We start from the raw sequence: 14,091 nt of genomic DNA, 5'->3' as shown, positions 1-14,091 counted from the left end.
ACATGCTTGAAAAAGTTAAATCGGCACGCCGCGCCAAATCCCCTAAAACCATCGCCTCCACCCAATCCCTGTCGTCTTTCGTCAAAGCCATTTGCGACGTGATGCGCCGTTCCAACTGCGCCAGCGCCTTGCAATATGTGCCGGAACTGACCTGGATTCTGTTTTTGCGCATTCTCGATGCCCAGGAGCAAAAAGCCCTGGAACAAGCGGAAGCCTTGGGCAACGATTATTCGCCGGCTTTGCGGGCGCCGTATCGCTGGCAGGATTGGGCGGCGCCGTATTCCGAGAAGCCGGATGCGCCGAAAACGCCGGAAGGTTATCGGTTTGGTTGGAAGCGGCAAGCCTTGTTCGAAGCCGGTGAAGGCAGTCTGTTCGATTTCATCAATAACCAATTGCTGCCGCATCTGCATCGGCTGGATGTCGATCCGCGTACTCAACTGCCTAATGCCGGCGCCAGCCCGAAGCAGCGCGTGATTGGCCGCATCATGACGGCGGTGGAAAAGGTGCGCGTGGATAGCGAAACCAATCTGTGCGACATTTTCGATAAGGTGCATGAAATCCACATCGATCATATCGACGACACCCATTTCTTTACCCTGTCGCAAGTCTATGAAGATTTGCTGCTGAAAATGGGCGAAAAGAACTCGGACGGCGGCCAGTTTTTCACGCCGCGCGAAGTGATTCGGGCGATGGTGAATGTGCTCGATCCGCAGCCGGGCGAAACGGTGTATGACCCGTGTTGCGGCACCGGCGGCTTTTTGGCGGTGGCTTACGAGCATATCGCCTATCAACTAGGGCAATCGCCGGCCTCGACGGTGTTGGAAACGCTGAAGCACGATACGTTTTTCGGTCGGGAAAAGGAAAATCTGGTGTTTCCCATCGCCTTAGCCAATCTGATTCTGCACGGCATTGACCAGCCCAATCTCTGGCACGGCAACACGCTGACCGGCAAGCAAACCTACGACGGTTTATTCGAACACGCGCCGGCAACCTTTGATGTGATCCTGACCAATCCGCCGTTTGGCGGCAAGGAAGGCTCGGACGCGCAGAAAAACTACGATTTTGAAACCGGCTCCACGCAAGTGTTGTTTGTGCAGCATATTCTGGACGAATTGAAAGCGCCGCTGGACGGTAAGCCGGGCGGGCGCTGCGGTATCGTGCTGGACGAGGGTTTGCTGTTTCGCACCAACGAAAGCGCCTTCGTGGAAACCAAACGTAAATTGGTGGATGAATGCGATTTGTGGTGCATCGTCAGTTTGCCGGGTGGGGTGTTTTCGACGGCCGGCGCGGGCGTTAAAACCAACCTGCTGTTTTTCCGCAAAGGCAGCAAAACCGAGCGCATTTGGTATTACGATTTGTCGCAAGTCAAAGTCGGTAAAAAGTCGCCGATGACGTTGGCGCATTTCGGTTTTGATCGACACGGCGGTCTATTGAGCGATGCCGAATTGCCGTCCACACTGACGGCCGACTGGCTGGCGGTGGAAGAAAATAAAGACAAGCTCTTCCCGTCGTTTGCCCGTTTGCTGGCGAAACACGGCACGCCGGAAGCCGACAGCGATTTTTCCTGGACGGTCGATTTCGCCGCCCGCCGCGCCAAAGCCCGCGCAGACCTACAGCCCTTTATCGACGAAGCCAACCGGCTAACAGAAGAACTATTGCCGTTACGGGAAACCTTGAAGGCATTGAAACGCGACAAAGCCGGCAAGGACAAAATCGCCGCCGCGGAAGATGCGATTAAAACCAAGGAAAAAGCCATCCGCGAAGCCCAGGCCAAAGCCAGCGACATCGACGCCGCCGTTTTCGACCTGAAAGCTGTGAATCCGCATGCCAAAGCCGTTACTGATACCCGCACCGTGCAGCAGATTATCGACAACATCAATCATCAAGGCGAGGTAGTCGCGCGGGCTATGGCGAATTTGACAGCCATGATCTAACGCTGTGTCGTTCCGAATGCATGGTAATAACCTGGGTTTGTAACATCGAACGAAGGACTTATGCATTTTGCTCAAGTGCTAGGAATTCTTGTAAATGCTGTTGAACTCGCTTTTTGTCACATTGATGTCATAAGGTATTTGTAAGCTAAAGCTTCAAATAAATAAAAAATGAGTCAGGAAAATGAGCGAATTTTTCAACAAAAAGCCGATGGAGCTTTTGGAGATTGAACAAGTGGTTAACGAATTGATGGAAGACCTGAGCCACCCGGTGAATAACAAAAGACATCCTTACCATCGAGATTGTGTTCAAGCGTTTAATGATTTGATGGCACATGCGGACACTATTCGCCAGCATTGGGCTTCTCATTAGAACGTTCTCTCTGAGTCATGCTCACGCCAGAAGTAAGCGCGCGGTTTTGGATTGGCTGTCGCGTAGGTATAGGATTACGCTAATGATTGTTGTAGATCAAAAAATCCTTTATTTTTAAGCCTATAGTGGCTGCGTCTTCACAGCAATAGGATCAGAAATACGATGACGGCAGAGCTGCAACTTAAACGTTACCATGTCTTTTTTGAAGATCTTACGCACCCTGGATTCGGTTGCCATCGCGATGAATCCGGCGTCGTAACGATCACGCTTTATCGATTACGCTTATCTATTTACGGTCGGACATTCAACCGCCGTTGGAAATAATCTCTTATCGCACGCTGGACAGCTTCTGCACATCACGTAGAAGCCATGGCGTGTTGCAGTTCTAAATTCGCGGTCTTTAGGGCTTTCAGTTAATGGTTTTGACTGGCTTAGTCATCCCAACTTTCCCGGTAGTAGTCATTGGCATTTTGGCCTGAATCGATTTTGCCGTGGGCCGGCACCTGTTCGTCTAATTTTCAATGTTGACTATAATTTCCAGCGATTCCAGTTCAGTTTCAGGATACCTGGGGCTTCAAGCCATTGCGGCTGTTCTGGCGGTGCGGTGAATCTTTATTGGGAAGACAAAATCATGGTGAAGCGCTTAACGGGGTATTTATGTGTTGTGTTTTTTACCGGCTGTGCAACGCTTAGCCAACAAGACTGCAAGCGGGGTGATTGGTTTGGTTTAGGGGTTCAAGACGGTCGTTCTGGAGAGGCGAGTGAGCGGTTGAGCGAACACCGAAAGGCATGCTCCGAATACGGTGTGGCGGTGAATGATTCGCAGTATTTTGCTGGCCGCGAACACGGTATAAGAGAATACTGTCGTATCGATAACGCTTTTGAAGTGGGGTTGCAAGGACATGATTACCGCCATGTTTGCCCGCCATCGATTGATGGTGTATTCAGCCGTTACCACGCAGCGGCTTACGCTGTACATAGAGAACGCGCCGAACTGGATAGGATAGATAACGAACTTTCCAGCAAAGAAATCAGCTTGGGGGATAACAAGTTAAACGACAAGGACCGGGCCAGAATTCGTAACGATATAAGTCAACTGCGGCGTAACCGAGACCGGGCTCGGGATGATCTTTACTACCACGAACGGCAACTCAACGAGTTTCGCCATGAGTCTCAGTCTTATCGCTGAGTGGCTTCTTGGGATTCCGGGAGGATTCGTTGCAAGTATCCGGATTAAGCACGGATATGGCGTCAGCAAAACGCGGTATCTGGGCATTGATAATTTTTTGAATTAACTGTATTAGTCACGACTTGATCTGACACATCGACTTGAAAAGATGAGAGTTACCGGTTTTGATAGGGGTGTCGAATCCTTACACAAAACACAAAAGGTAACTCTCATGATCCATACAAACAATCCGATCATTAAACACAAAGCGGGGCTGTTAAATTTAGCCCAAGAACTGAATAACGTCTCCAGAGCCTGCAAGGTGATGGGTGTCTCGCGCGATACGTTTTATCGTTATCAAGAGCTGGTAGCCGAAGGTGGCATTGATGCCTTAATCGACAAAAACCGCCGGTCTCCGAATCTGAAGAATCGCGTCGATGAAAGCATTGAGCTGGCAGTGAAAGCCTATGCGGTTGAGTGGCCAGCGCATGGACAGCATCGAACCAGTAATGAACTGCGTAAACAAGGGGTATTCGTATCCGGCAGCGGCGTTCGCTCCATCTGGTTACGGCATGACCTGGAGAACTTTAAAAAGAGGCTTAAAGCACTGGAAGCCAAGGTAGCCGCCGAAGGGTTAATGCTGAGCGATGCGCAGATTGCGGCGTTGGAGAAAAAGCAGCAGGATGATCAAGCCTGCGGCGAAATCGAAACAGCCCATCCCGGTTACCTGGGTTCGCAGGATACTTTTTACGTCGGCAACCTCAAAGGGGTTGGGCGGATATACCAGCAGACTTACGTGGACACTTATAGCAAAGTCGCACACTGCAAACTGTACACCACCAAAACGCCGATTACTGCCGCGGATATCCTGAATGACAAAGTATTGCCGTTCTACGAAGCCAACGCATTACCCGTTCTACGCATTCTGACGGATCGCGGCACAGAATATTGTGGCAAGGTCGAACAGCATGATTATCAGCTATACCTGGCGATCAACGACATCGACCATACCAAAACCAAGGCCATGTCGCCGCAAACCAATGGGATTTGCGAACGCTTCCACAAGACCATCTTGCAGGAGTTCTATCAGGTCACGTTCCGCAAAAAGCTCTATAGCGACCTGGATGAACTCCAAAAAGATCTGGACGAATGGCTGGTTTATTACAACAATGACCGAACTCATCAGGGCAGAATGTGCAACGGCAGAACGCCGATGGATACCTTGCTGGATGGAAAACAGATTTGGGCTCAAAAAAATCTGAACCAAATCTAATCTGACAGACACCCCGCAAAAACGGTAACTGTCAGATCAGGTCTGAGCTAATACAAATTAACGCTGCCTTTAACTTGCCTGGCAGCGTATTTGCCTTTAACTCATTCTCTCGGTTCTGGTTTGCCGCTGCTTAGTCTTTCCTGCTTGTCTTTCTCGAACTCGTGTTTAACGAAAAACAGGCCCCCCATCAGGCCAAACAGCATTACGACTTCCAGTATTTCTCTCATCATTTCAGCCACCTTTCGTTTAGGAAAAAGCCTTGTTACTTCAGTGGGGTAACTAATGATTTTTTTGGACGGGCTACAAGAATAAGGTTTTTACAACATTAGTTTCCCTCTCCTAACAGACTACCCTGGGAATTTGCATAGTCAATGATTAACCTGATGGTCAAATTAGCGGCTTACTGCAACAGCGGCAATAAACTCACCATGCCCCAGGCTATGCCGCCGGCGGCGGGAATCGTCAGAACCCAAGCCCAAACAATCCGTTCGATCACGGAAAGTTTCAGGGTATAAGGATTTTTGGCAAACCCGACACCCATGATTGCTGTAGAGATACTATGCGTGGTGGAAACCGGCATGCCGAAATGTGCGGCGGCCAATAGAATGGTGGCGGAGCTGGTTTCCGCCGCGAAGCCGTTGATTGGGTGCAGTTTGACCATTTTGTGGCCAAGGGTCTTGATGATGCGCCAGCCGCCCACCGACGTGCCGAGCGCCATGATCAAGGCGCAACTGAAGACGATCCAGGTGTCGATGTCCTTTTCGCCGCCGTCCGGACGCAGGAACTCCGCCCAACTGGGCAGCTGATCGAGCGTGCCGGCGTTATTGGCCGCAAAAATGGCCAGCGCAATGATGCCCATGGTTTTTTGTGCATCGTTACTGCCGTGGGCAAAGCCCATATAACCGGCCGATAGCAATTGTGCTTTTCCGAACAGCGCATTGATCCATCTCGGCCGGGAGATTTGCGCCATGACACCGCCGGCCGAATTCATGCCGCTGATGATTGCCATCAACAAACCCATGATCAAAATGCCCAAGGTAAAGCCGGCAATCGGCGAGCTGATCATCGGAATCACCACTTTCCAGAGTAGGCCTTTGTTTTCGGTCCACACCAATGCGGTTTTCGACCATATCAACACATCGGGATTATTGTGCCCCGCCGCCAGAGCTGCGCCGCATAAGCCGCCGATCAAGGCGTGGCTGGAAGAAGAGGGCAGGCCCAAGGCCCAGGTGATCAGGTTCCAGATAATCGCCCCGGTCAGTGCGCAAATCAACACTTCGGAGGTAATCGTAACCATGCCGGTATCGACCAGCCCTGAGGAAATGGTTTTGGCTACCGCGGTGCCGGATAAGGCGCCGACCAGATTGGTCACGGCAGCCAGGATCACCGCCTGGGTGGGGGTTAATACTTTGGTGGCGACTACCGTGGCTATCGAGTTGGCCGTGTCGTGGAAACCGTTGACGAACTCGAATATCAGCGCCGCCAGAATGACCAGCAAAAGCAATGTCAGCATGACGGAGCCACTAAGAATTTTTTAATACGATGTGGTAAACCACGTTGCCGGCATCGCGACAGCGGTCAATGGCTTTTTCTAGGATTTCGAACAAATTGGTTTTTACCAGATAACGGATCGGATCGGTTTCGTTGGCGTAGACGTCGCGATACAGCTCAAGTATCTGTTCGTCGGCTTCCGCTTCAATCGTTTGCAGTTGATCGTTGAGTTTTTTGACTTCGTCCAAATCCATGCCTTTGCGCAGTTGACCAACCATTTGTTCCAAAACTTGGCAGGCTTGTTCCAGCATGACAGCGCGGCTGTTGAAATCGACATCGCCGATCCGCTCCGATGCCAGCGTATAACGCTCGGCAAATTTTTCGACGACTTTCGGAATCTTATACAGCGCGCCGTTTAGGGCTTCGATATCCTCGCGGTCCAGGACGGTCACGAAGGTATTGACCAATTCCTCGCTGATTTGGCCGAATAAATTCTTTTCCCGGCGCCGCGCCTGTTTAAATTTTTCTAATGACTGTTGGGTGGTGGGTGTGCTTAGTAGTTCTATCAAGGCTTTGGCCGAGGCGTGTGCCGATTCCGCACTAGCTTCAAGCAATCCATAAAATTTATCGCCTTTGCCAAAGATGGTTTGTAGAGAGAACATGGTGTACCTTAATTGTGACGGTTTTGTTGCATATTGTATAACAGCGTGGCGGCATGTGCAGAAACTGTCGGCAATTTGCCGGCCGCATGCGTAGCGGATGTCATCCGGCGCTAAACTGCCAAACGCGGGTCAATCGCGTTTTTGCAAAATGTCCTTAACCGCGCGTATTGCCGATAGGCTGGCGCCGTTGGAGTGGCTGTCCTCGGTAAAATCTCCGGCAAAATAGACGCGGCCCTGCGGTTTTCTTAACGACTCAGACAGGCTATCGAAGCGTGACCGGCCGACCGGCCATGATGCTATCGCGCGCGGATGGTAACGGTAAAAATTCATCCGTTTGACCGACTCCCGGAAGCCCGGCCACTGTTTGTCAAACGCCGCCAGCAACGCTTCGCGAATCTGGTCCGGATCGCTCATCCGCGAGTTAAACCGCTCCGCGTCGGCACCGCTGACTAATAAATTCAACAGCGCATCTCCGCCGGATTTTGATCCACCCTCATAAATCACCCCCAGCGGACTGTCGGTCATAATCGGCAATATACTATCGCCGTCGCGGGTCCAGAAGCTGCTGGCGGCCTTATCCACCGTGACGTGCGCGGTAAAGTAGGCGCCGGCCGATTGAGTTTGTATCGCCTGTTTTCGCTCGGCGCTCAACGGCGGATTGAACTGAATGTCGTTGAGCCGGAATAATGGAATGGCAGTGATCACGTATTTGGCGCGGAATATCTTTTGCCGCAAGCTACCTTGGTCGGACGTAAGTACTTCCACATTATTGTCGGTGGTTGTGATGTGGGTGACCTGCTGGTTCAGCAGGATGCGGTCCCGGCCGATAAAATCGGCCAGCGCTTGCGCGGCTCGTTGATTTCCGCCGACTACATGGCGGGGTGCCAGACCATTGCCGGAAAAATAATGCCATTCGGCAATGCCGTCCAGCGCGCTGATTTTTCGCCAGGAGGTAGCGTATTCCGGTTCGGTTTCAATGCGCACCAGCTCTTGGGCCTTGGGCGACAGGCCGCTGGTGTTTTCGATCCAGTCGGCGAAGGAAATCTCTTGCAGTGCCAGCATCGCCTCGGGCAAAGGCCGCAAAGCCAATTGCCGGTAAAGCTCGGCCATTTTGGCGTCCCAGCGTTGATAGGCTTGCAATTCGTCGCTATCCAACACCGATGCCAGAAACTCCAGATTGGTATTTTGCGTAAACGGATACAGCTTGCCCAGGTAATAAAAACTGGAAAAACTGCTGTAAGCCGTTTCCATCGGCACATGCAAATCCCGGAAAATCTCGATAGCCGGGTTATTTTCCCAAAACTCTTCCAAACCCACTTCGGCATGCGTGCCGTCCGGATAAGCAGCGGTGCGGATGCGGCCGCCAACACGCGGACTCATTTCCAAAATCACGGCGGTTTTGCCGGCTTTCTTTAAATGATAGGCCGCACTTAAACCCGACAGGCCGGCGCCGACGATCAACACATCGGCGCTAAGTGGTTCGGCGGCTAAGGTAGCGGAGCGCAGGCTTAGCGACAGGGCCAACGCAATGAAATAGATGGAACGGTTGAGTTGCTTGAGGGATAGGGTGGTCATCTGCGTCGCCTCTGCGTGTTTATGGGTTGCCAGCCGTTTGCCGTTGGAATTGGCAGCGAATTCTCGCTACGGTACGAGCCAAATATTGCAGGCAAATGACTTGAGCGTAACTGCAGGTCTGCAGCCGGCTACGTCACATAATAGTCACAAACTTGTCGTATTCTCGCGTTTTACCCCATCGTAAGCTGCCCGACTGATGAAATATTCCGCAACCGCACACGGCAAAAGCTTTCATTTTCGCGATTTGCGTACCTTGCTGGCCAAGGCTACGCCGCGCCGGGCAGCGGATGAGTTGGCCGGTTTGGCGGCGGATTCCGAAGTGGAGCGGGCTGTTGCTCAGCGAGTTTTGGCCGACGTACCCTTAAGGCGGTTTATCGAAGAGCCTTTGATTGCGCCGGAACTGGATGAAGTCTCGCGCTTGATTCTGGAGCGCCATGATCCGCAAGCGTTTGCACCGATTGCGAGTTTAAGTGTGGGTGAGTTTCGCGAGTGGCTGTTAACCGAGCACAACGATCTGGCGGCAATCTCGGCCGGGTTAATGCCGGAAATGGTGGCCGCGGTCAGCAAAATCATGCGTAACCAGGATTTGATTGCCGTGGCGCGCCGTTGCCGCGTGGTTACCCGCTTTCGCAGCACGATCGGCTTGCCGGGCCGCTTATCTACTCGCCTGCAACCCAATCATCCGACCGACGATCCGCGCGGCATTGCGGCAAGTATTTTGGATGGTTTGCTTTACGGTAGCGGGGATGCGGTGATCGGCATCAATCCCGCCACCGACAATCTGCATAACGTCCACAGCTTGTTGAATTTGCTGGACGAGATCATTGCTCAGTATCAAATTCCAACCCAGTCTTGCGTACTGTCCCACGTGACCACCAGCATGGAATTGATGCGGCGCGGTGCGCCGGTGGATTTGCTGTTTCAATCCATCGCCGGCACCGAAGCGGCCAATCGCAGTTTTGGTGTCGATCTGGCAATGCTCCGCGAAGCCAAGGCCATGGCGGAAAATTTGGGCCGTGCGAGTGCCGGCCAGCAGTTGATGTATTTCGAAACCGGGCAGGGTAGTGCCTTATCCGCCAATGCGCATCACGGTATCGATGCGCAAACCTGCGAAGCGCGGGCTTATGGGGTCGCCAGGGCGTTTGATCCGTTGCTGGTGAACACCGTAGTCGGCTTCATCGGTCCGGAATATTTATACGATGGCAAGCAAATCATCCGCGCCGGTCTGGAGGATCATTTTTGCGGCAAGCTGTTGGGTGTGCCGATGGGCTGTGATATTTGTTACACCAATCATGCCGAGGCCGATCAGAACGATATGGATACCCTGCTGACGCTGCTGGGCGTGGCCGGCTGCAACTTTATCATGGGCATCCCCGGTGCCGACGACGTAATGCTGGCTTATCAAAGTACCTCGTTTCACGATGCGTTGTATCTACGACAAGTATTGGGCTTGCGGCCGGCGCCGGAGTTCGAAGCCTGGTTGCAGCGCATGGGTATTTTCGATAGTCAAAACCGCTTGGCCGAGGCGCGCAACACCACACCATTGCTGGCCAACTTTCATGGCTTGCCGCGGGCTTAACGATGAACGATCCGTGGATTAGCTTACGGCAATTTACCCAGGCCAGAATTGCCCAAGGCTGCGCCGGTTGCAGCCTGCCGACGACAGCGCTATTGGAATTTCAATTGGCCCACGCGACCGCGCGGGATGCGGTGCATCAAGTTTGGGATCTAGCAGCATTTGCCAAAGGCTTAGAAGCTGTGGATTTGGAGCCGCTGGTACTTGCCACGCCAGTCGTCAGCCGCGCGCAGTACTTGCAACGTCCCGATTGGGGGCGTTGCCTGGCACCGGACAGCCGGGAACACCTGACGGCGCGCAAACAATCCGCAGTCGACGTAGCTTTGATTGTCAGCAATGGCTTGTCATCCGCTGCACTGGATGCGCACGGCTTGCCCTTGCTCAGCGCCATCGTTGCTGCTTACCGGGCCGCCAAGCTGCGGTTGGGGCCGGTGTGTTTGGTGCCCAATGGCCGGGTGGCCTTGGCCGACGAAATCGGTGGATTATTGAACGCGCGCCTGGCTGTCATCATCGTCGGCGAGCGGCCCGGTCTAAGCGCCGCAGACAGCCTGGGGATTTACCTCACCTACGCCCCGCAAGTCGGCAACACGGACGCCGAACGCAACTGCATCTCCAACATTCGCCCGCCCGCCGGCCTGAGCTACAGCGCCGCGGCTGCCAAACTGGTTTATTTGAGCAAGCAGGCGCTGCAACTGGGTTTTTCGGGGGTAGCGTTGAAAGACGATATGCCGGTGCAGTGGCTTACCGAGATTGGCGGCGCGGAGTTGTTAAACAAACTCTGAACCAGTTGATTACGCCAAGGCAAAAGTGGCTCGGCAACGGCTCCCGCATCCTGACAGTCGACACAATGTGCCATTTTCTGTTCGAATCGGCGGAAGATTTGATGGCCGCTTTCATGTCGCATGCCGCCGAATTAAACCGATTTAGGACCGGTGATGCCGCTCAATAAGGTTGTTGATTTGGTTCAAGCCGGCGACTTGACGAGACTTGATCAATGATGGCTGGAGAGATGATTGGCCGATTGGGCTGTAATAGCTCGCTGAACCTGCGCTTTCGTCGCAATGCAATTGGCCGCTATTGCAATTGGAGCGGGCGGCTAGAAAGGGTCCAAAAACACCGGCGCTTTGCCGAACTCGGTCTTGTATTCGCCGTTTGGCACGTACCAACCGGGGCCTTGAGAGCCGTTCATCCAAGCCACGCGCTTGCCTTCCGAGGCCCATTTCTCAAGTTTCTCGCCGCTTTTGGTCAGGTAGTCGGATGCGTAGCAAACAGTATTCAGCCAGGGGTCGATGACTAGCCAGGATTGGGCGATCTTGCGGTTGGTGAAATCGGCCATCGAAGCATAGTCTTGCGCCGAATCGGGGATTGCTTCCTGGGAAACCAGGCAAAAGGCGTGGTCGCCTTTGTCGTGAACGTAGCAGATATAGAGTAAGTCGCGCTTGATATTGTAGATTTTCTTAGCGTAATAAGCGCTCAAGACTGCCATCTCTTCGCAGTTGCCTGATCGATCCGCAATAGTCATCTTGACCAATTTCTCGGCCAAGTCCAAGTGCGATGTGCTGCCGCTGAGCCTGTGTTTGCCAGACTCGCGCGCTTGCTGATATCGGGTCTTGCCTTTAACGCTCATACTCACTAGAACGGCATGCCCGGCAAGGTCCACGTCGTAAAGCTTGTTACTGGATTTATGGCCTTTTTTAAAGAACTCTCTGACTAGAACCTTGATTTTTTCGCCTTCGTCCACCAGCATGGTTGAACCCTCTAGAGTTTGATTCTTGGCAATTGCAAGCGCCCCACTTTCCGCTGTCCCGGTGGGCAAACGGGCGGGCCTCACGCCCGGTATTGCGTTCTCGGCGTTGTCTCGTAAGTATAGTTGAAACCCGAATGGTTTATGGGAGTCTCTAAAAATCCACGATTGTTTTGGTAAGCGGTTCGGGCAGATTTACCGTTGATTCGTGCTTCACGAGTTCGTTTACCGTTATCGATAACACCCCAGGTTATCGAGCCGTCACACCATTCATCAAATTGTCACCGAACGGTTTTAGACTCCGGCGTTGCCGACTCGTTCACGTTTTTTGTCTTAAAGCCTTGGAGACCCTCATGAAATTCAAAGTAGTTCGATTAACCGCCGTCGCGACGCTGGTTGCTTTAGCCGGTAAAGCTGAGGCGGCATTGCCCAACGGTGTGGCCGCTGGCGACGTTAGCCAAACTTCCGCCGTACTGTGGGGCCGGTCCGATACCATCGGCGATTTATATTTCAAGTACGCGACCGACAGCGCTTTCACTCAGAATGTCGGCTCCAGCTTTAAAACGGTGAATGACCCGCTCGCACCGGTCAAATGGGATGTGTCCGGTTTATCCGCTGATACCACCTACTACTACCGCGCTACCGATAGCGTTGGCAATTTCGCAAGTGGCCAATTTAAAACCGCTGCGGCATTGGGTAACACCACTGGTCTGCGCTTTGGTGTATCCGGCGATTGGCGCGGTGAATTACTGCCGTATCCGGCCGTGAAAAACGCCAGCCAGCGAAACCTGGATTTTTTTGTGGCGATGGGCGATACCATTTACGGCGATGTGGCCTCCAACGCCAACGGCGGTCAGCAACAAGCGCAATCCCTGGCCGACTACCGCAACAAGCACGCGGAAGTATATAGCGCCAAAGGCGGATTGAACGGTCTGGCCGATCTGCGCCAATCCACCGCCGTATTCGCGACGATAGACGACCACGAAGTGACTAACGACTTCGCCGGCGGCGCCGATGTAGCGACCGACGCGCGTTTCAATGCCGATCCTGCAGGCACTCGGATCAATGACAGTACCTTGTACAACAACGGCATCCAGGCTTTTCAGGAATACAATCCGCTGCGCAACGAAACCTATGGCGCCACCGGCGACATTCGCACGGCCGGCGAAGTCAAGTTGTACCGCAACCAAACCTTCGGCAATGATGCGGCCTTGATGGTGTTGGATGCGCGCTCGTTCCGCGACAAAGAACTAGCCGATGCGAATCCTTTAAGCCAAGCTTCGGTTGGCGGCTTTTTGGCCAACTCGTTCGACCCGAGCCGGACCATGCTGGGCAAGCAGCAAATCGCCGACCTGAAAGCCGATCTGCTGTCAGCGGAGCAAAATGACGTCACCTGGAAATTTATCGCTGTCCCTGAGCCAATGCAAAACCTGGGGGTGGTTGGCGCTGGCGACCGCTTTGAAGGCTATGCCGCCGAACGTACCGAAATCCTGAAGTTTATCGACGACAACAAAATCGATAACGTGGTGTTCCTGTCGGCCGACATTCACGGTACTTTGGTGAATAACCTGACTTATCAACTCACACCCTTCGGTGAGCAAAAAGCCACCAACGCCTTCGAAATCACCACCGGTTCCGTAGCCTATGACGCGCCGTTTGGCCCAACAGTCGCGCAATTGGCGGCCGCGGTAGGTTTATTGACGCCGCAACAAAAAGCCTTCTACGACACATTGCCCAGCATTGCCGCCAAGGACAGTTTCATCAAGTCGGTAACCAATGGCGCTTTGACGCCGCTGGGCTACGACCCGCTGGGCTTGGATGCCAATCTGGCTAGCGCCGACGGCAAAATCCAGGCCGAATTGCTGCAAGGCGATTACGTCGCCACGCACACCTTTGGCTGGACCGAGTTTGAAATCGATCAGGTCACTCAACAACTGCTGGTCACCACCTATGGCATTCCCGCCTACAACGTCGGCGATATTGCCAACGATTTGAGCGGCATCGTCAACCGCACGCCACAAATCGTCAGCCAGTTCAGAATCACGCCAAGCTCCGTACAACCCGTACCGGTTCCCGGCGCGGCCTGGTTGTTTGGTAGCTCTTTATTGGGTCTGGCGTTTGGCAAACGCAAAAAAGCCTAGTTAAGTGGTCGGCAGGGGATGTCTGTCAGTTGCCGCATTATCTGCAACAGCAACTGCGGATTGAGGTTTTTCGCAGAACATCAGCTGTTTTGCAGGGGACTAGTGTATCGAAGCACATGCGGTGGTGGATTGACAGCTGGCGCGGATGCATCGGCGA

General features: G+C 53.2%; 12 protein-coding genes. 7 read left to right on the top strand and 5 right to left on the bottom strand.

What is annotated here, in order from left to right; translation table 11 throughout:
* The first annotated feature begins 2 nt into the window (after positions 1–2).
* The 4 genes from ACH5Y9_RS14585 to ACH5Y9_RS14570 all read left to right on the top strand — a co-directional run bounded on the left by ACH5Y9_RS14585 (position 3) and on the right by ACH5Y9_RS14570 (position 4,745).
* The gene (locus tag ACH5Y9_RS14585) at positions 3–1,934 is read left to right on the top strand and encodes an N-6 DNA methylase (RefSeq protein ID WP_445366567.1); all 1,932 of its coding nucleotides are present in this window, start codon (positions 3–5) and stop codon (positions 1,932–1,934) included.
* A gap of 181 nt (positions 1,935–2,115) precedes the next feature.
* Positions 2,116–2,304, top strand: coding sequence for a hypothetical protein (locus tag ACH5Y9_RS14580; protein WP_033157922.1), 189 nt, complete (start codon positions 2,116–2,118; stop codon positions 2,302–2,304).
* Between the two features lie 631 nt (positions 2,305–2,935).
* Positions 2,936–3,493 carry a DUF2799 domain-containing protein gene (locus ACH5Y9_RS14575; RefSeq protein WP_445369896.1) on the top strand — a complete coding sequence of 186 codons (558 nt, stop codon included), beginning with the start codon at positions 2,936–2,938 and terminating at the stop codon, positions 3,491–3,493.
* A 211-nt stretch (positions 3,494–3,704) separates the two neighbouring features.
* Entirely contained in the window at positions 3,705–4,745 is a 1,041-nt protein-coding gene (locus ACH5Y9_RS14570; RefSeq protein WP_205450216.1) for an IS481 family transposase, read from the top strand.
* Positions 4,746–4,846: 101 nt separating this feature from the next.
* On the opposite strand, the gene ACH5Y9_RS14565 is transcribed toward ACH5Y9_RS14570, so the two are convergent.
* From ACH5Y9_RS14565 to ACH5Y9_RS14550, 4 genes are all read right to left on the bottom strand, one after another.
* Positions 4,847–4,975: a hypothetical protein gene (locus tag ACH5Y9_RS14565; protein ID WP_445366566.1), complete on the bottom strand. Its 129-nt coding sequence runs from the start codon at positions 4,973–4,975 to the stop codon at positions 4,847–4,849.
* 170 nt (positions 4,976–5,145) lie between these two features.
* Positions 5,146–6,258 carry an inorganic phosphate transporter gene (locus ACH5Y9_RS14560; protein WP_033157921.1) on the bottom strand — a complete coding sequence of 371 codons (1,113 nt, stop codon included), beginning with the start codon at positions 6,256–6,258 and terminating at the stop codon, positions 5,146–5,148.
* Positions 6,259–6,268: 10 nt separating this feature from the next.
* A complete protein-coding gene (locus tag ACH5Y9_RS14555; protein WP_445366565.1) occupies positions 6,269–6,898 on the bottom strand; it encodes a DUF47 domain-containing protein in 630 nt (209 codons plus the stop codon).
* A gap of 129 nt (positions 6,899–7,027) precedes the next feature.
* Positions 7,028–8,473 (bottom strand): flavin monoamine oxidase family protein, encoded by a 1,446-nt coding sequence (locus tag ACH5Y9_RS14550; RefSeq protein WP_445366564.1) that lies wholly within the window; start codon positions 8,471–8,473, stop codon positions 7,028–7,030.
* Positions 8,474–8,669: 196 nt separating this feature from the next.
* On the opposite strand from ACH5Y9_RS14550, the gene ACH5Y9_RS14545 reads away from it, so the two are divergent.
* Both ACH5Y9_RS14545 and eutC read left to right on the top strand, forming a co-directional pair.
* Positions 8,670–10,052, top strand: a complete 1,383-nt coding sequence (locus ACH5Y9_RS14545; protein WP_445366563.1) for an ethanolamine ammonia-lyase subunit EutB — start codon at positions 8,670–8,672, stop codon at positions 10,050–10,052.
* A gap of 2 nt (positions 10,053–10,054) precedes the next feature.
* A complete protein-coding gene (eutC, locus tag ACH5Y9_RS14540; protein ID WP_445366562.1) occupies positions 10,055–10,831 on the top strand; it encodes an ethanolamine ammonia-lyase subunit EutC in 777 nt (258 codons plus the stop codon).
* Positions 10,832–11,145: 314 nt separating this feature from the next.
* On the opposite strand, the gene ACH5Y9_RS14535 is transcribed toward eutC, so the two are convergent.
* A complete protein-coding gene (locus tag ACH5Y9_RS14535; protein WP_445366561.1) occupies positions 11,146–11,796 on the bottom strand; it encodes a hypothetical protein in 651 nt (216 codons plus the stop codon).
* 350 nt (positions 11,797–12,146) lie between these two features.
* On the opposite strand from ACH5Y9_RS14535, the gene ACH5Y9_RS14530 reads away from it, so the two are divergent.
* Positions 12,147–13,934, top strand: a complete 1,788-nt coding sequence (locus ACH5Y9_RS14530) for an alkaline phosphatase D family protein (protein WP_445366560.1) — start codon at positions 12,147–12,149, stop codon at positions 13,932–13,934.
* Positions 13,935–14,091: the final 157 nt, after the last annotated feature.

This window comes from Methylomonas sp. BW4-1 (genome assembly GCF_052474385.1).
Note: the sequence above shows the minus strand (reverse complement) of the source record. Positions and strands in the feature narration are given on the sequence as shown.